Source organism: Microcoleus sp. Pol7_A1, from assembly GCF_036701085.1.
GTDB classification, from domain to species: Bacteria; Cyanobacteriota; Cyanobacteriia; order Cyanobacteriales; family Microcoleaceae; genus Microcoleus; species Microcoleus asticus.
This window is the reverse complement of the sequence record NZ_JAUBQD010000012.1, coordinates 80386-98179: the sequence shown is the minus strand read 5'-3', so window position 1 is coordinate 98179 and position 17794 is coordinate 80386. Positions and strand designations below refer to the sequence as shown.

Here is a 17794-nt window from a genome sequence, read left to right as displayed (position 1 = left end):
GGACGCACTCCAACCTAAGAAACCGGGTTTTTTATCTAATCTACGGGATGCAAGCAAATATGAGGGTGAAAAACCCGGTTTCTGGCCACCGCTGCGTAGCTCGTAATTCTTTTAAATCCGTTAAATTCCGTACATTGCTCGTTGCCGAACTTCCTTCTGCTGTATCACGCAAAGCGAGGCAAAATCTGTGCTGAGGGAGACTGTTGAAGTGGAATCTCGATCGCAAATTCTGCTCCTTTTCCCGGTTCCGAAAAGCACTTCAATTCGCCGCCGTGTTGGTTGACAACAATTTCATAGCTAATCGAGAGTCCCAAACCGGTTCCTTGGCCGACTGGCTTAGTAGTAAAGAAAGGGTCAAACAACCGCTTCCGAACATTTTCTGTCATCCCCGGGCCGTTGTCAGAAATTTTAATTATTACCTTTTTTTTCTCAATTAACTCCGTGCGAACCCGAATCGCAGGAATCGGGCGGGTAGAGTTAGAAAGTGATGATTGACTATTTGTACAAGACTGCTCTTGCTCGCCTAGGGACTTGTTCTGGCTGTTTTTATCGACATTTTCGTGTTTGTTCGACTCAACAAGAGCGTAAATTGCATTAACTAAAATATTCATAAATACCTGATTGAGCTGTCCGGGATAGCAATGCACCAGCGGCAAGTCGCTGTATTCTTTGTGAATTGCGATCGCTTCCAGCCCAGGTTTCCCTTTAAGCTGACTTTGCAACAGCATAATCGTGTTGTTGATACCGTCGTGAATGTTGACCTGCTTCATTTCAGCTTCGTCTAACCTGCAAAAATTCCGAAGCGACAAAACGATGTCGCGCACTCTTTCTGCACCTTGCTGCATAGAATTTAAGACTTTCGGCAAGTCTTCAACTAAATAATCGAGTTCTATTTTTTCTGCTTCCGCTGCAATTTCCGGTATCAATTCGGGACAGTGCTGCCGATAGATGTCGAGCATCCGCATTAAACCTTCCGTATACTCTTTAGCGTGGTGCAAATTGCTGTAGATAAAGCCGATCGGGTTGTTGATTTCGTGAGCTACTCCTGCTACTAACTGCCCCAAAGAAGACATTTTCTCTGTTTGAATTAGTTGAGTTTGAGTGCGCTGAAGTTCCAGCAGGGCAAGTTCGAGCTGTTGGGCTTGATGTCTCAATTGCGCTTGCGACTCGCGCATCGCCACTGTTGACAACTCGTGAATTTGCAACTGAGACAGCAGCAGTTGGTGTACGTCTAAAAGTTTGTAAGTTTCGGGTTCTACCTGTACTACAATTGGTTCGTGGATTAGTTCGGGCGATCGCTCCAAAGACTGCCGCACTGCCGTCATAATTGAGGTTTCGCGATCGAGAACCAACATATCAGTTTTAGTAAAGCGGTAGAGTATGAACAAAGGCTGTTGAGAAAATAACTCCAAGCTGTAGGGGCGGCTCATGTGTTCAAAAAAACGCCGCCGCGAAATCATCCCTGTAAACTTTCCTTGCTTAGTGATGATGATGCCGGGAACTAAAGGGTTTGCTTGAAAAATTTTAGCAACTTCGTTCCCCGGACACTCAGACTCTAGGAGAAAGTCGTAGAGGGTTAATTCCTGTAGAGTCGATCGCAAACCAAGCGGCGATTTCAGGGGACTCAACCCGTCATTTTCATACACTGCTCCCTCCTTTGGTAATTGGCAGTAGCGGTTGGATGCTGGAGTATTGCGTACTATTTGGACTGCATTTTCGACTCTTTTTATAGCTAAAAAATCAACTCTACTCTGCTCGCTCGAATTGAGTTAATTCAGCAGGATTTTTTTTTCCTTAAATAGTGCTGGTGTCACCCGAAATGAGCTTGCAGGTTAGATTAATTTAACAGCAGACACCCCTTTGAAACCTGACTGTGTAGTAAATTTTATCTCTCCAAGATTCTACTAATCCGAATATAGCAGTCATAACTATTTTTAATGTTTGATGACATTAATTTGCTTCAGATTGAGAGACATCTGCGGCCTGTGGCAGTACATTTGGTATCACCCCTTGCGTAAAATTATATTACAATAAAACAAGACTAGCGACAAATTGGCAGCCGATCGCCCACTTTTATAATTCAGCCAAAACCGGTTTCGGGCAACGGCCAATAAATCTCAATTGTCAGTTTTTTCGCACAAATGCCGATCGCTCTGAGCCCGAAGATTGTATTGTAGGTAGTCTTCCAGCCAGGGACACCCGATTCCGAGCAATTTGTCAAGTTCGGCAGCTTATACTTTAGCAGCATCGAGAGTCCAAAGCTTCACCGACGAATCTTTCCCGGCAGATGCTAACGTTGTGCGATCGGGAGTAAAACTCATACTCCACACATCGGCTTGATGTGTCCTAAAAGTTGGCAGCAAAGTGCCATCAGGCCGCCAAAGTCTCACCTTACCGTCCATACAGTCCCCTGCGAGCATCTTGCTATCGGCGCTCCAACTGACACTACTCAAACCTGCTGTAGAATCGTCTAGAATTTTGAGCAACTTGCCGCGGGTGTTCCAAAGTTTCACCTTCCAATCGTGACTCGCAGAGGCAATCATCTCGCCAGATGGCGAGAAATTGCAGCCCCACACTTCATCTCCGTGTCCTAAAAGAGTTTTCTCAAGTCGAAACTATTTTTCTCCGCTGCCTTTCCCTAGTTTGACAGTTCGATCCTGACTGCTGGAAGCCAACATATTGCCGTCGAGACTGAACCTGACTGATGTAACTGGTCTAGTATGTGCTTTTAAAGTTTGCAGCAAAACGCCGCCTGCATTCCAAATCTTAATAGTTTTATCATAACTGGCAGTAGCAATTAGTTGGAAGTTGGGATCAAACTCGCGCTCAAAACTAAATCTAGGTGTCCTTTCAAAATTTGCAGCAAAGTTTCGTCGCGGCGCAAAATTCTCGCAGTATTGTCAAAACTTGTAGAAGCAATTAACTGACTGTCTAGACTGAAAACAACCTCAGTAATTGAATTTTTGTGTCCTGGCAAACTCAAAATCAGCTTGCCGTTTGGCTGAAAAACTTTAACAGTAAAGTTGTCAGCCGCACTCACAATTAACTTGCCATCGGGGCTGAAATTAGCCGTGTGTCCGTTAGCCAAACGATTGCGCTCTCGGACTAGATTTACCGTGCGGAAATTGTAGCAATATTGACAAATTTTGTGAGTTAGGAATGGCTGTCCTCCCGTCCAAGCTAATATGTGTTTGATAATTTCTAGGGAATTTTTTATTTTTTAGCCCATCCTTGAGCTAAAAGTATGGCTTCTGCAAAATCAAATCCTTTGAGTTCAATGGCGCGCCCTATATAAAACGGAGTTTGGGTTTTGTCAGAGATGAAGTTTTGAGGAGTAGCGACTCCAAATAAGGCAAAACTCAGGCGATTATATTCGGGATTTTCGGCGCGTTTGTTGTAGCAGCGGCGCAACATTGCAAAAAAGTCGTCGCTGGAGAAGTTGAGGGAGAGAATGCTGTCAATTTCATCGATAAAAATAACGATATCGCGATCGCTCGAAGGAAGCAATACCTGTTCGATAAATTCATTTAATCTGACGACTGGCGACAAGTGTTCTCGATCGCGCCACCAAGTCCTGAGATTCATTTTAATTTTAAAGCTGTTGGGGAGAGTGGCTGTAAAGTTGGCATACCAATGCACGGGAGTTATTTGGGCAGTGCCAATTCCTGTGATGTCAACAATCGCGCAGGCGGTGTTTTCTGTTTGCAAGCGGCGCGCTATTTGCACCCGCAGGCTCGATTTTCCCATTTTCTGCCCGGTGAGCACGTAGCACAATTAGCCTGCTTTTAACGAGTCGTAAAGTTCGCGATCGGCTGATCTGGTGACGTAGTTAGGAGCATTCGTCGGTAAACTGCCGCCAACTTGATATTCAAATTCTGTTGTTGGCAAATCGCACACGGAGCATCAAGGAGAAGCTGAAGGAAATAATTCTATTTTACCTGAGATATTGCACCATTTTCAATAAGCCTTTTACGGGCGGGCTAGAAGAGCAAGGGCCCACAAGAAAATTTACTCTTTGTGGAACTGGCCAAAGAGCCCGTTCAGCGAGAATAGTGCAATCTATGAGTTTTAGCCAACTTTTCCCCAACCTCCATTTCAATTTGAGAAAGTTGCTTTGGTTGCGATAATATTTCGATCGTTATTACTTCTCCTTCTCCTTGATTTTAGGCAATTCTCATTAGAAACTCTAAGATGTTGATTTGAGGAACCTTGGGGGGTATGATTTTTTTGGGCGATCGCACTGAGCTAAATTGAACTGATATTTGAGGAAAGTAAGCGACGGTTTCCATGTGCGAGTTGCCCAGCTAGATGTGCTAACCATATAAACGGCCCGACGATCGTACTTTCAGTACAATGTCAGTATTTCAACCTGCACACTTGTTGAGTCTGACTCTGTGAGAGTGTGAATGTCGCTCTTATCCTTTGGCTGTATGGATTGGAGGTTTTTGAAGGGTGAGGCGGTGCCAGGCCCAGAGGCAGACAGTTAACCAAGCGGCACAAGGAAAGTCGGCAGCTAACGCCCGCGCAGGAAGGATTTTAGGCTCTCGCCATCAAAGAGCAAGAGAGAAAAGCACGACAGCACCAGCAGCAATATCACCCAAAAGAATGATTGATCGACAAAAAGTTGCGTGTTATAATTCTCAATAATTCTATACAAAAATACTTTTACCTAAAAGGAGAACAAAAAATGGAGACACCTACAGATCGCCTACAAGAACCGGTCGGGACAAGAGAACTCGAATCAATACCTGTATCTGAAAAAGTTTCTGCCGACAAAGTTACTCAGGTTAATTTTGAAACGACTCCTTTAGAAACCCCTGCTTATACTCAGGAAAAAGTTAGCGTCGAGGAGTTGAAGATTAACGGCAACGAGTTGGTTGCTAAAGTTAAAGAACTGATTCACGAAGGCAATATCCGCCGCATCATTATCAAAAATGAAGAAGGACGGATATTGGTAGAAGTTCCACTGACGGTGGGAGTAGTCGGCGGAGTCATCGGTGCGGCTTTGTTTCCAGTCATTGCAGCAATAGGAGCCATAGGTGCATTAGTAGCTCACATGACTATCATCATTGAAAGAACAGAGTAAAAAAAACTCGGTTGTTAGTAATGCTGATGTCCGGTTAATTTCCGGTAATAAGGCTTGTTTGTAGTGAGTACGATTGTTCTCTCTTTATGGATGAGAAAAAACTTGCCTTTATTACTACGATTAACCTAATTGTGGTTATCTAACCGGACTTAAACAAATTTCAAGCCCAAACACAGCATCGAACTGGCTTTAGAAGCAGAGAATACCTCCCAATTTTCGTTTACTCACTTCACAAACGTAAAAGATATCGCTGTTCTCAACACTTCGAGCGCCTCTGTAAAGGTTTTTAACGGGACTTAGACCAAAAATGAGGCAAAAATGGCTTCAAACCTAGATAGAGACTTTTAGCTCGACAGGGCATAAATCTAGTATTTACAAGGGTTTGAGGCATTTTTAGGTCATGGACATCTTTCCCTTGCGATCGAGAGGTTTTCAGCCCCTTTAGGAGCCTTAAAATGTCTAAGTCCCATTAAAGGTTTATTTGCCCACCTAAGTCTTCATCCTCCGCTTAAGGTATACCAGATAATGAAAGTGTAGGCAAAAAAAACAAAATTAAATGCCTCATTAAACTGCGTTTATCTCTGACTTGATATTCTTTCAGTCCTCATCATCATCAGAGCTTCACGAGAGAAAACTTCGACCCAATTTCTTTGTAAATAGGTCTATGCTATCCACTCCCCTGTTACCGTTGAAAAGTCAACATTAGTCATCAAATAATCAATTTCACTGGCTTCATCGAAAGTAGCTGCATTCATGACGCTCGCTATTACTTTCTTGTTTGTGTAGTTTGATAACTCGATTTATATTCTGGCTAACCACACCGTAATCGTTTTTTTTACTTGTACCGAAAATTAGCTAAAGCCTTTTGGGGCAAGGCTTTAGCTAACTCGTCTCCTGGAATATCCTATTTATCATCTGCTCCTTTTTGAATTATTACTTTTCGATTTTTGGCGATTCGTCCTATGTATTTTAATTTCCTTTTCTCTAATTTTTGTAAAAAATTTGTATTATTGCCATACCCAGCATCAATTAGCACTATCGAGGTTTTTTCGCTCACTTTCTCCCAATAATCCGCCTAAATAGTTTTTCAACTCTCGTTTTTGGGCTTGATGACCAAAGATATCGTCAAATCTTTGACACCATTTATCAAAGCAGGGGGGCATTGCGGCGGGGCTTGTGTCTTTCATTGCTCATTTTTTAGATTTATACGCTTGCAGAGCAGGCATTATAACTCATTTAGCCCGTATTTTTTGTTTAAGTCCCGCGAATCCTATTCCTTTGGGGAACTTGGACAATCACTCTAAGGGTAGAGCCTGGTTAATGCGTTGGGGAGTTAAATTGGATACAAATGAAGGAAAAACCAAAAGTTCTCTAAACTCCTAAGCAGAAAGCTGTTAAGCATTTAAACTCGGTATGACCAAAATGCCAAATGCTTACACCTGAATCTTCACAGTGAGTGAATCGAAAGAACTGATTTCAATGCAGAACCGCTTAGCTCAAGTTTTCAAACTGAAGCATCTCCTACAGACTAATATTTTTTGAATAGTTGTGACGAAGATAATTATGAAACCTAACGAAGAAAATAGCTCTAGCCGTGAAATTCATCAAGAAGTTCACACAGATGCAAGTAACGGTCACGTCAGTACAACGCGAACTACTACAAGTGTTCCGAGTACAGCGGCGAAGGCTTCTAAAGAAGCAGCTCATCACCAAGGTTACGTACAGGGTGAAATGGCGGAAAACCACCGCCAAGTTGGAGTCCAAGAAGTCCGCGATAATCAGAATGCTGGTCGCGGGTTACTGTTAGGGATTCTTCTTGCTTCTTTGACCGGCTTAGTTCTGGGCAGTATATATTACTTTAATCGGGGTGAGGAGGCTCCTACTCCTACTGCTGCTCCTGTGATTGTTGTACCGAAATCGAATCAGCCTTCAGCAACACCTGCTCCGACTCGGACTATAGAGAGAGAAAAAACGATCATTGAAAAGATTGTTCCGGTGCAACCATCTCCAGTTCAAAAGGCTACGCCTGCTCCTCAACCAAGTGCAGCTCAAAAGGCTACTCCGGCTCCTGAACAAAGTCCGGCTCCCAATATCAATATTACAATTCCAAATTCACAGCAGCAAGATGCACCCGCTCAGCAAGCAGCGCCGTCTCCATCTTCGCCGTCAAATAATACCAATACTACGGTTCCGAATTCGGAGAACGAGCCAGCTACCACTCCGCCAACTCCAGCACCTGAGAGTTCAGCTACTCCATCTCCAACTCCAGATGATGGCGCTTCTGGAGCAGGTACCAGCGGCGAAACTAATACGCAAAGCCAGACTGATTCTAATCCTACGGGTACGGCTGTACCTGATAGCAACCCCGGCGCACAGGGTGCACCTGGTTCACAGCCATAGAAGTTGGATGTCTAATTAGTCCGCCTGGGGTTAAAACCCCAGACTCATAGCTAAAGTCCTTTAAAGAGGGCTTTTTTTTATGGTTTAAATGAATATTTCTTCAATCATAGGCGATCGGGCATCTTGCGTTGTATTTTTCGGGTGGGCTACGAGAACCCACCCCACAAGAATTTCATCAAACTTGACTGTAAAATTTAGATGCGCCTGGGCTTACCAAGATTAGCGGAACTCAGACAAAAACTGAGGCGAAAATGGCTTCAAACCTCGATAAAGAGAGATTTTTATCTCTACAGGGCATAAATCTAGTATTTACAAGGGTTTCAAGCATTTTTAGCTCATCGACCTCTTTCCCGCGATCGAGAGGTCTTCGGCCCCTAAAGGGGCCTTAAAATGTCTAAGTCCCACTAATCGGAGATCGTGGCTGAACTCCATAAACCAGGTTTCGGCGATCGCGAACTTTTTAAGATTGTGCCAACCTCTCCTAAGAAAGAGTTTGGTGAGCTAATTTAACTTTCCCTAAAGCCATCTTCCTGCTGTCAAAGAGTTTCATCACCCCAGAGGAGATCGTGTCGATTACATCGGGAGAACAGTAAGACAGAAACTCTTCCGACGAATTAGGGTCGGCAAAAAAATCTTGAGCTTTCTTCAAAAAATTTTCAGTTTCAGCAAAGCCGATAGATTTGATAATAAACGTAGCTACGGGAGAGTTTTTAATATCATAGCGAGATTCTTGATTTCGTCCTATTGCTAACAAATTTAAAACCTCTCTTTCTAATTGACTTTCTAATGGGTAGGCGCTCTGTTGTTTGGGCAAGTAATCCTCCAAAACCGCTGTTTTAGATCCGGGTGCGCGCAATTCTCCCATCATAGTTGAAAGCGGAATATCCCGCCCCAAGCGGTAGGAAAGAGCTTCTAAAATGGCGATTGTAATTAGCTTGATAGCCAGATAAAGTTTAGCAACTTCGATATTTTTTCGAGTTCTGGCAATCAGGTTAGCGTAGGTTGCATCATCCGGCTCTTGCCTAAACTGCTGGAAAACCAGTTCGGGTTTGAGGAACTTCAAAAATCCTTCCATTTTTTGCAGAGACCTGCGATATTCGACAACAGTATAGGTATTGGTCTGGCTCAATTCGTGGTTGGTTTCTGGCATCAAGTTCCAGGTATTGTCTAAGAAATTAGAGGACTTGGGAGAGGCAAAATTCTCTACATCACGATTTGCTAACCTGACCGCTCGCTTGACAATTTCTACGGTTTGGGCATCGCTCCATCCCAATTTAAAATCGCGGTTCGCACTTACCAAACGCTGGTACAAAAGTTCGATCGCACTCAAACCACTGGGCGAAAGCGGACGAAAAGGAATAGTAGCTTCGATGCAAGAGGCGATTTCGGCGATCGTACTAGCTGGCAAAAAAGGCTCTAAACATTTGGCAGCAATAACGGCACTCAAAAATTCGTTTTGGCCGCCAAACGGAGAGAGAGCCTTGCCGGGAATAAACCCAAATACTGAGGCCACTAGGTGATACATGGCATCGTTGGGCAGTTCGGTTTCATCTCTAATAACTAACTGCGATCGCACCTCTTTGACAAAAGGACAAAGGGCGCTACTAATATTGAAACTGACACCCTGATCGACTTGCACGTACACGAGGTCGTGAAACAGCGCAGCCAGCACCTCGATCGGATCGACTGACCCCCCGACCTCAAAAATGTGTTCCGACGTGTGAAAGTAGCGCCAAGGCCCTCTCATCGTTTGAATGATGAGCTCAGCTATCTCCTCCAGCATCGGAATCTCTACTCGACCTCCCAATTGCTCGATCGAGCTTACCAAGCAATCCAAGCACCGTTTTTGTTCTCCCAAAAGCTCCATTTACGCACCTCCAGTGCATTCCCTGATTGTCTTGCGTTTGATTGCATGGTATCAAAACACGCTGCCATCCTGCCATGATTCGTCACTCAAAAATTGCAAATTTTAGGGAAAAAGAGGGAGAGGGGGGAGGGAAAGAGGGAGAGGGGGGGATGGGGAGAGGGAGAGAGAGGGAGATAGGGAAATTAAATATTAAAAATTCTGCATTTGTGGAGATTCGGGCAACTTGGGCGATCGGTATCATAAATTACAGTCAACCTGAGAAAAAGTTGGTAAAGCCTTGATGAATTTTTGATGAATTTTTGATGAATTTTTGACAAAAGCTGTGGGTGGGCGGCTGGCAATTCAGCTTTAAGCTGCTGCGGTGTAAATGCTGCGTCCAGCCTCAGAATAACATTCGTAGACGTGCTGGTAAATCTCTTGACATTTGCGCTGATACGCTTCGGTTGAGTAGCTTTCGGGCAGTCGATCTAAAATTTCCTCGATCGCCACTTTAACTGCTGCTTTGGTTTGCTGTCGCCTGCGCCAATCTAACACTAATTTTTCTTATTTGAGGGTTGACAAAAGTTCCTTGGCTACTTGTTTAAATTTTTGCTTTTCTTTCTCGGTTAAAGTAATATCTGGTTTGGTCAATAAGTCAAAAATCGCTAATTCTTCCTCTGCCGAGTTCTCGGATATTGCACGTTTATCCTCAAAATAGAGTTCTTGGGCAAACTCCACCAAATCGGCAAATAATGTCTCGACATTGCGATAACTGCTGTTGTATTCATCAATCAGTTGCGGGAACTTGTCTAAGTAATTCATCCGGCTTTTGTTGAGGCGTAGCATCTGGGTTAGTTGGCTGCTAATTATGCCTTTGAGTTTCTCTGTTTCGGTGTGTTTGTAACCCGATGCAAATAGGGCTTTGAGCCAGAAATTATATCAGCATGAAGGTCGGTAAAAGCTTCACAGCTTCTGAATTCGGGAAACAAATTTCTGTAATAGCTACAATACTCATCAATCAATTTCAAAGTCGAATTAGCTTGGCGAGGCTAAACCATAGACCCAGCTCTGCTTTGAGAGATTTTAGTCTATTATACTCGGACGCTTTGTGACACAAGAGCGATACCACAAGAGTTTTGAATTTTTTTATGTCGGGAGGGTTAGCGATCGCCCTCGCCAAGTCCAGCCCCAACCGGTTTCTGTTTTAGCTGAATAGCCCTTGCTGTGAGTGCGGACTTGCTATCGCCTGGAAGTCTCTGGGGGTAAAGCTTTTCCAGTTGCTTGAGCTGGTTTTTCTTTAAACCTATAAGGTTGCCGTAGATAGGTCTTTTCTCGCTTAGATAGAATTTATTTATTATTTAGGCTTGACTTCGCCCTTGAGTGCATTTACTCAAAAAATATTGCAGTTTTCATGGTTAGTCGCTAGAATAGCCAAACTGTCAAGTAAAATCATCCCAACAACGAGACAGACATTTCCGATATCCGCTTATGACCATTGCCTATACTCCACCTTGGCTGCTGAACAACGGCATATTAATGACGTTGTACACCGCATTAAGGGCTAGTCGCGGTTGGGAAAAGACGATCCCTTACCCAGAGCCCCCTTACCGAGAACACATCTTTACTGGTGCCTGTGGAGTCCCGATTTTCGGCTGGGTTGCCATCCCCGAAAATCCCCGATATACCATTGTCGGCACTTACGGCATTACTGGCGATCTGGATAATCAATGGTTTCTGAGGCTACTAGGCCGTAAAGCCTATGCCCAAGGCTGTGCAGTGGTATTATTTGACTGGCGAGCTCACGGCAAAACAGCCAAACTCTCTCCCACCCTGACTTCTGATGGCCTATACGAAGGCGAAGATTTCGTTCGGATTGCTGCCGCTGCTAAAGAAATGGGATGTCCCGCGCCTTTTTGGTTCACGGGTTATTCCCTGGGCGGACAATTAGCCTTGTGGGCCGTAAAATCAGCTCAGACGATCGCAGATTGGGGGCCTGACTTAGGGCTCGAAGAGTCAGAACTAGCAGGCGCGGCGGTGATTTGCCCCAGCTTGGACTCGAACCGTTCTTTATCTTATCTAGTTAAAGATGAGTGGGGGAAATTTTTAGAAAAAGCGATCGCGCGACAGTTAAAAAAACTAGCAAAAAAGATCGCCGCATCGCATCCAGGGGCGATCGATCCTGCCGCTATTGAACGCGCAAACAGCATTTGGGGCTTTGACCATGAACTGGTAATTGGCCCGTTAGGTTTCTCCTCTGTGGAAGAATACTATGACGCTAGCAGCGCTCTACACATTTTGCCTCACCTCAAAAAACCCACTTTCATCCTCTATGCAGCGGACGATCCGATGTTTGACCCGGTGCTTGTCTCTGAGTTGCAAGCCATTAGCGCGAACAATCCTGCCTTAGAATTAGTGGTGACAGCCTACGGCGGTCATGTTGGGCATATCAGTAGTAAACGTTGTCAGCATCAATTTGCTGATAGCGATCGGTGGTGGGCATGGAATCGGATTTTACAGTGGTTCGATGCCTTGAGTGTTGATTGAGATTATCAAATAAAACCTGAAAACTCCTCGGCAATAGCTGCGGGGAGGAAAGGATTAGGGGGTTTAATCCCTCCAGTCCAGAACCTTAAAACTATTTTGCAAAAACACCAGACATCTGGGCAAAAGCTAAATGGCTGACTGGGAATGAATTGTGCATAATTTGCACAGCCGCTTGACTTCAGCGAGATGTGACGACAGCATCAGGATTAGAAGCAATTATAGTTAAAAACTGGTGAATAAATATCGATTAATTTACTCGTTTTTTTGACAATTGTGTCAGCTATTAACTAGGTAAAACTAAAGCTCCTACTCTCAATCTAATCAAACCGCAAATTGCGAGGATTACTCTCTCGTAATGCCTTTTTCTTAACCCAATTTTTTATTGAGCCACTGGAAATCAGCATTCCCCCAGCACCACAAGCCGGGTATAAAATTTCCTCGCAATTCGGCTCTATTACATCGACAATCAGCTTTACCAGTGAAATTGGAGTAAAAAACTCTCCGCCTTTGGGCCCTTCTTTTTGAGCAAAATTCCCCGGAAATACTGATAAAATTTCCTAAACGCATCCTCATTAATATTTGCTCTGGGAATTCGATTTAAGATTTTCAACAACTCCCGCAAAATCGGTTTTTCCAAGCTGTAATAATTTCTAGGCAAACCGCCGCCCAGTTGCTCATTTTCATCTGCGATCGCCTTCATCGCCGCATTAATCGCGCCGCCAATATTCTCCGCTTCCGCAGGGCAAACTTATAGTCAACATAGAGGAGAAAAAACAACCCCAAAACGGGGACGGAATATTGCGAAGGCTTGAGTTTAGAGTTGGCCCGCTCGTTCGTCGGCTGCTTCCCAAAGGCGTTTTTCGAGTTCGGTGTAGAAGGCTTGCATTGTTAGTGTTATCTTCCACGTCCTTGATAGATTCCCTCGTCCTCGGCAACAACAAACAGCACCGCCTCGTACAAACCCTTATTTGAGTTTAGATACGATCGCTCGCATCAAAACCAAAGAAACCCGGTTTTTGGCCGTTGCTGTCGGTTTTGACGAAGTATTTTCGTAAAACACCCGGTTTCTGACTGCCTGCGCGTCAAACCAAAGAAACAAAGAAACCGGGTTTTTGGCCGTTGCTGTCGGTTTTAACGAAGTATTCTCGTCCAAAACCCGGTTTCTGAGTACCCGCGCGTCGATTTTCAGCTTTTAGAGAGAGGTAAAAACTCGCCCGATCGCTACACTATGATTAACTAGGAACTCAGCAATTTGGGAGAAGAGGTGAATTGAAATTCGTGTCCGACCCGCGAATAACAGTCAAAATCCGCAAAATGAAAGAGCGGGTGCGGTGGCAAGAACAGTCGATCGTCGATCGGGGAATCGACCAAACTCGGATGGTTTTGGAATCTCCAACCACCGACTCTCCAGAGTTTTCGTTTTTAGTCGCAGGCGACAGCGGCACGGGCAACCACCGCGGCCACAATCCCCAGCGGCAAGTGGCCGAACTGATGCTCTCGGAGCGCGAAAATTGCCGTTTCCTCCTCCACACGGGCGATGTCGTTTATCTCGTCGGTTCCAGCGAATATTACTTGCAAAACTTTATTCGCCCCTACCGAGAATTTATAGTCGGCGGCGAGCAACCCTCTCGGATTGCCCACGATCGCATGGTGTTTAACTTTCCGTTTTTACCCGTACCGGGAAACCACGACTATTACGACTTGCCCATAGTCTACGGCCTTCTGTCGGCGACAGCTTTGCCGCTGCGTCGGCTGTTGGGTTCCAAGTTGGATCTCGATGTCGGCTGGCACGGTTCCGATCGCGGAAATACCTACGCTAAAGCCTTTCTCGACTACCTCAAAGCTCACAAAATGCCGGGAGATCTCGATCGCCACCTAGACGCCCACTACACCGCCAGCACCAGCACAGGCCGCTGCCTCCGTTACCAACCCGGACGCTTTACCCGCTTACCCAACCGCTATTACACGTTCCGCAGCGGCGGCATCGACTTCTTCGCCCTCGACTCCAACACCTTCAACGAGCCCTTGCCGATCCCGAAAACCAAACAGGGCGACATTCGCCGCCAGAATTTGGAACTCGATCGGCAGAAGTTGGAACAAGAAAAATTGGCAATGCTCGAAATCTGCGCTCGGCTGAACCCCCAAATTCCCGAGGAAGCCGAACAGCTAGACGACTTGGCAGCCAAATTAGAGCAAGTTGACGAAATCCTGATGGATATTGACAAACAACTGTCCCCCGACAAAACAGCTACAGACGTTGAACAGCTCGAATGGCTGAGAAAAAGACTGATTGCGTCTTGGGCTGATTCCGAGGTGCGGGGGCGGGTAATTTACCTACACCATCCCCCCTACGTGACCGAGGCGACAAAGTGGAATCAAGCTCAAACTTTGGCGGTTCGGTTGCGATTGCGCGAGGTACTCGACGGGGTAGCCGATGCAGTTGGGGAGGCGGCGCGGGGGCGTCCGCTAGTAGATTTGGTGCTGACCGGCCACGCTCACTGTTTGGAATACCTGCGGACTGGGGATACCGGACACGGCGACTCTGGGATTAATTGGATTGTCTGCGGGGGAAGCGGCCACAGTCTCCGCCGCCAGCGCCCGGAAGGGCCGGTGTTGCATGAAGTATCCAGTCCAGAAGCTTATCGGTTGGCGCGCGAGGGCGGGCGATCGCAAAAAGACTCTCGGCGGATAGCGGAATCTTTGCTATTTGTCGGCCGCAGCGGTCAAGGTTCCCACAAACGCCGTCCTTATTCGTGTTTGCGGATTGATGTTTTGGACGGGTGTCCTCCCAAGTTCCGCATCCGACCTTTGGTTGTCGAACGATTTGAGGGAAAATGGCACGAGATCTCGATCGAACCTTTTGTGATTTAACTTTCGTTTTTCTGTAAGTCTCGATCCCCCTGAAAAAGGTGGACTTTGACCGATTCCGGTTCCCTCCTTTTTTAAGAGGGGTTAGGGGGGATCGAGAGCCGAATGCTCTATCAACTTAATTCAGGACAAAAATTCAATGATTGCTAATTTAACCGCCACCGGCTGGGAAATTATTTACCACCGCGCCCACGCTTTGCTCGCGGCGCAACTTGGCGGACAGTGGAAGCGCTCGAAATCTCCGGTTCGCCTCTACGAAACCATAGCGGCTATTTCGCATCACGATGATTTGGAGAAAGAGTGGGAAGAGAATATTTTGACTGAAGCGGGCGCGCCCTTTGATTTTACGTTGCAGACGGAAACCTCTCTGCCGAAAATTAAAGCCATGGCGCAGAATGCCCTATATCGCGGTCGCTGGGTAGCAATGCTGATTTCTATGCACATGAGCTTTCTCAATGAAGGAAAGCGGGGAGAGTCGAAGGAACTCGACGAGTTTTTGGACGAACAACTGGAAAATCAAAAAAAATGGCGCAAAGAGTTGCAAGTTTCCGAGAAAGATGCTAAGGCAGCTTATGCTTTTTTCCAGTGGTGCGATCGGCTATCATTAATTCTTTGCAGCCGCGAATTACCCGCCGGAGAACGAGCTTTAGAAATTAGTGTCGGCCCGGACGGTAAGCGCTACGATATTGTACAGAACAGCAACGAACTCGTGACTGTAACTCCTTGGCCTTTTGAAGAAGATAAGTTTACTGTTAACGTCGAAGCGTGCCACTTGGATCAAGTCAAGTTCGACAGCAACCAGGAAATTAAGGAAGCGCTGCACAAAGCTCCCCGCGAAGTCTTAGAGTGGACTTTTGTCAAGTCTTAATTGAACCTCTAGCAAAAATACTGCACCGTTCTAGGTTTGTAGGGAGAACTTCAGTCGTTCGAGTTTTATGAGGACTGAAGTTCTCACTACAAACCAATTTGATTGTTGCCGATTGAACGGACATAATATTATCAATGAGCCATCACCAATTACCGATTACCCATTACCAATTACCAAATATGAAACGTTCAGCCTGTCTAATTTTCAATCCCGTTGCCGGTAACAGCGACCCCGACCAAGACTTAGCTAGAATTCAGGAACTTTTAGAGCCTTTTATTGACTTAGACATTCGGCTGACAACCCGAGAATTAGACGCAGATCAAATCGCCCGCGAAGCAGTTGCTAGGGGAGTTGAGGCTATTATTGCTTCCGGGGGCGACGGCACATTATCCGCAGTGGCTGGGGCGATTGTGGGCACAAATATTCCTTTAGGAATTATTTCGCGGGGAACTGCGAATGCTTTTGCTAATGCTTTAGACATTCCGAATACAATTGAAACCGCCTGCGCAACTATTTTTGGAGGGTTGACGCGGGTGGTGGATGCGGCGATTTGCAACGGTGAAATGCCGATGGTTTTGTTAGCTGGAGTGGGTTTTGAGGCAGAAACTGTCGAACTAGCCGATCGCGACATGAAGAATCGCTGGGGAATGCTGGCTTACATTCTGTCAGGAATTAAACAGTTAAACAATTTAGAAAGATTTGAAGCGGAAATCGAAACCGAAGATAAAATTATCAGCCTTACTGCTGTCGCCGTGACAGTGGCGAATGCAGCGCCGCCTACTTCCATTTTAGCTCAAGGGCCTGCCGGGATTATTGTTGATGACGGCTTGCTGGACGTGACGCTCGTGGCGCCTCAGAATAAAGCTGGGGCGATCGCAGCTTCTTATCATCTATTGCAAACAGCTTTGAGCGGCAATGCTACGGATCGCGACGACATCGGTTATTTGCGGGCAAAAAAAGTAACAATTAGTGCCGATCCGCCTCAAAAAGTGGTTGTAGACGGCGAAATCATCGGTCTGACTCCGGTTTCTATTGAGTGCGTTCCGGGAGGTTTAACTATTTTTGTACCGCGAGTTGAAGAAGAGCGCGTGGTGGAAAAACTCACCGGTTTAGCGGACATCGAAATTACATTGAAACCCTTAGATGAAAATTTTTAGCGACACAAACAATAAGAAAGACCGCCCGGGCGGTCTTTCATTTTTAGGCGTCTAAAATTTGGCGAATACGGCGCTCCAAACGTTCGAGATCGAGTCCACCTTCATCGCGGCTGATGCGGCGCACGGTGACGTTAACATTGCTCAAATCTGCCAGCAAATCTTGGAGGATTTCTTGTTGCTGCCTAGCTTGAGTTATTTCGCGCGGTTCCTGCACGAGGTCGCGGATGATGGTGTCTTCGGCGCGCGAAGCAACGATCGGGTCTACTTCGCCATCTACGTGCACGAAAGTGCGGCGACCGGGCCCCCGTTCTTCTTCAATTGGTATTACTGCTGTTACTCGATCGGAGCGTACATATTTGCCAAATCCCAGGTGGACTAAGACAGAAGATTGTATTTTCATAGATAGCAAGATTTATTTGTTAGTTATCTATATTTTAACTTTGAGAACTATGATGTGACCACTAATCTGAGAGCTATTATTACTACAATATATGTCGGTTTTTTCTCGCTATTATAGTGGTCATATTTAGTAAAAAATGGTAATATATTTTAGGATATTCCCACGCTGCCGCAGTGGTTAAAATATTCGCCTAATCAGACAGTCCGGCAGGGGTTGAAACCCCCGCCTCATAGCGAAAGTCCTCTTAAGAGGACTGAATAATTTATTGAAAATTATCCTATTTGTGGGTAAAAAATTCGCAAATAATGTTAGTGCATATCAAGATAATACCTGGGTCGAATCAAATTACTAAATAAAATATGATTCCATAGTCCTCTTTAGAGGACTTTTGCTATGAGACAGGGGTTTCAACCCCTGGCGGACTATCGGAATATGGCAAATCTCGGATTGTTAGATTCCTGTCGGAATATGGCAAATCTCGGACTGTTAGATTACTGTCGGAATAGGGCAAGTCTCGGATTGTGCGAATCTCGGACTTTCAGTGCGCGACAGTTGGCTGATGGGTTAACATAAAATTCAAGCAGTTTGCGATGATCGCCCGCAACACATTTCAGGGAAACAGCCT

Annotated in this window: 18 protein-coding genes and 3 pseudogenes; 7 read left to right on the top strand and 14 right to left on the bottom strand. The window is 45.5% G+C overall.

Annotated elements, in window-relative coordinates:
* Positions 1–164 precede the first annotated feature (164 nt).
* From QUA20_RS09950 to QUA20_RS09930, 6 genes and pseudogenes are all read right to left on the bottom strand, one after another.
* Positions 165–1646: an ATP-binding protein gene (locus QUA20_RS09950; protein WP_333188262.1), complete on the bottom strand. Its 1482-nt coding sequence runs from the start codon at positions 1644–1646 to the stop codon at positions 165–167.
* A gap of 585 nt (positions 1647–2231) precedes the next feature.
* The gene (locus tag QUA20_RS31990; protein WP_445304660.1) at positions 2232–2513 is read right to left on the bottom strand and encodes a WD40 repeat domain-containing protein; all 282 of its coding nucleotides are present in this window, start codon (positions 2511–2513) and stop codon (positions 2232–2234) included.
* Positions 2511–2597 (bottom strand): annotated as a pseudogene (locus tag QUA20_RS31985) (hypothetical protein); the annotation flags it as partial. The gene QUA20_RS31990 and the pseudogene QUA20_RS31985, both read right to left, overlap by 3 nt.
* An 18-nt stretch (positions 2598–2615) precedes the next feature.
* On the bottom strand, positions 2616–2798 hold the full coding sequence (locus tag QUA20_RS31980) for a WD40 repeat domain-containing protein (RefSeq protein ID WP_445304659.1): 183 nt from the start codon (positions 2796–2798) through the stop codon (positions 2616–2618).
* The gene (locus tag QUA20_RS09935) at positions 2798–3088 is read right to left on the bottom strand and encodes a hypothetical protein (protein WP_333188260.1); all 291 of its coding nucleotides are present in this window, start codon (positions 3086–3088) and stop codon (positions 2798–2800) included. The genes QUA20_RS31980 and QUA20_RS09935 overlap by 1 nt, the downstream gene beginning before the upstream one ends.
* Before the next feature lie 125 nt (positions 3089–3213).
* Positions 3214–3747, bottom strand: coding sequence for an AAA-like domain-containing protein (locus tag QUA20_RS09930; RefSeq protein WP_333188257.1), 534 nt, complete (start codon positions 3745–3747; stop codon positions 3214–3216).
* Positions 3748–4687: 940 nt separating this feature from the next.
* Between QUA20_RS09930 and QUA20_RS09925 the strand changes: the two genes are divergently transcribed.
* Positions 4688–5086: a DUF4342 domain-containing protein gene (locus QUA20_RS09925; protein ID WP_172191511.1), complete on the top strand. Its 399-nt coding sequence runs from the start codon at positions 4688–4690 to the stop codon at positions 5084–5086.
* Between the two features lie 500 nt (positions 5087–5586).
* Here QUA20_RS09925 and QUA20_RS09920 read toward each other — a convergent pair.
* Positions 5587–6273 (bottom strand): annotated as a pseudogene (locus QUA20_RS09920) (transposase); the annotation flags it as partial.
* Between the two features lie 376 nt (positions 6274–6649).
* Here QUA20_RS09920 and QUA20_RS09915 point away from each other — a divergent pair.
* Complete coding sequence (locus tag QUA20_RS09915) at positions 6650–7486, top strand: hypothetical protein (RefSeq protein ID WP_333188254.1); 837 nt, start codon at positions 6650–6652, stop codon at positions 7484–7486.
* A 481-nt stretch (positions 7487–7967) separates the two neighbouring features.
* Here the strand turns inward: QUA20_RS09915 and QUA20_RS09910 are convergent, their stop codons facing one another.
* From QUA20_RS09910 to QUA20_RS09900, 3 genes and pseudogenes are all read right to left on the bottom strand, one after another.
* Entirely contained in the window at positions 7968–9353 is a 1386-nt protein-coding gene (locus QUA20_RS09910) for a hypothetical protein (protein WP_333188251.1), read from the bottom strand.
* Between the two features lie 348 nt (positions 9354–9701).
* Positions 9702–9887 (bottom strand): hypothetical protein, encoded by a 186-nt coding sequence (locus tag QUA20_RS09905; RefSeq protein WP_333188248.1) that lies wholly within the window; start codon positions 9885–9887, stop codon positions 9702–9704.
* Positions 9888–9896: 9 nt separating this feature from the next.
* A pseudogene (locus QUA20_RS09900) lies at positions 9897–10244 on the bottom strand (type I restriction enzyme endonuclease domain-containing protein); the annotation flags it as partial.
* A 576-nt stretch (positions 10245–10820) separates the two neighbouring features.
* Between QUA20_RS09900 and QUA20_RS09895 the strand changes: the two are divergent.
* Positions 10821–11876 carry an alpha/beta fold hydrolase gene (locus QUA20_RS09895; RefSeq protein ID WP_333188246.1) on the top strand — a complete coding sequence of 352 codons (1056 nt, stop codon included), beginning with the start codon at positions 10821–10823 and terminating at the stop codon, positions 11874–11876.
* Positions 11877–12193: 317 nt separating this feature from the next.
* Here QUA20_RS09895 and QUA20_RS31975 read toward each other — a convergent pair whose 3' ends face one another.
* The 3 genes from QUA20_RS31975 to QUA20_RS09885 form a co-directional block, all read right to left on the bottom strand.
* Positions 12194–12355, bottom strand: a complete 162-nt coding sequence (locus QUA20_RS31975) for an N-6 DNA methylase (RefSeq protein WP_445304658.1) — start codon at positions 12353–12355, stop codon at positions 12194–12196.
* Positions 12349–12576, bottom strand: a complete 228-nt coding sequence (locus tag QUA20_RS09890; protein ID WP_333188244.1) for a hypothetical protein — start codon at positions 12574–12576, stop codon at positions 12349–12351. Before QUA20_RS09890 ends, QUA20_RS31975 begins: the two co-directional genes overlap by 7 nt.
* 264 nt (positions 12577–12840) lie before the next feature.
* Positions 12841–13029 carry a hypothetical protein gene (locus tag QUA20_RS09885; RefSeq protein ID WP_333188241.1) on the bottom strand — a complete coding sequence of 63 codons (189 nt, stop codon included), beginning with the start codon at positions 13027–13029 and terminating at the stop codon, positions 12841–12843.
* 125 nt (positions 13030–13154) lie between these two features.
* On the opposite strand from QUA20_RS09885, the gene QUA20_RS09880 reads away from it, so the two are divergent.
* The 3 genes from QUA20_RS09880 (at position 13155) to QUA20_RS09870 (ending at position 16769) form a co-directional block, all read left to right on the top strand.
* A complete protein-coding gene (locus QUA20_RS09880; protein ID WP_333188328.1) occupies positions 13155–14747 on the top strand; it encodes a metallophosphoesterase in 1593 nt (530 codons plus the stop codon).
* Between the two features lie 136 nt (positions 14748–14883).
* Positions 14884–15612, top strand: a complete 729-nt coding sequence (locus QUA20_RS09875) for a DUF3891 family protein (RefSeq protein ID WP_333188238.1) — start codon at positions 14884–14886, stop codon at positions 15610–15612.
* Positions 15613–15791: 179 nt separating this feature from the next.
* Entirely contained in the window at positions 15792–16769 is a 978-nt protein-coding gene (locus QUA20_RS09870; RefSeq protein WP_333188235.1) for a YegS/Rv2252/BmrU family lipid kinase, read from the top strand.
* Positions 16770–16812: 43 nt separating this feature from the next.
* On the opposite strand, the gene QUA20_RS09865 is transcribed toward QUA20_RS09870, so the two are convergent.
* Positions 16813–17169, bottom strand: a complete 357-nt coding sequence (locus tag QUA20_RS09865; protein WP_293123785.1) for a hypothetical protein — start codon at positions 17167–17169, stop codon at positions 16813–16815.
* 393 nt (positions 17170–17562) lie between these two features.
* On the opposite strand from QUA20_RS09865, the gene QUA20_RS09860 reads away from it, so the two are divergent.
* The gene (locus QUA20_RS09860; protein WP_333188229.1) at positions 17563–17742 is read left to right on the top strand and encodes a hypothetical protein; all 180 of its coding nucleotides are present in this window, start codon (positions 17563–17565) and stop codon (positions 17740–17742) included.
* The last annotated feature ends 52 nt before the right edge of the window (positions 17743–17794 follow it).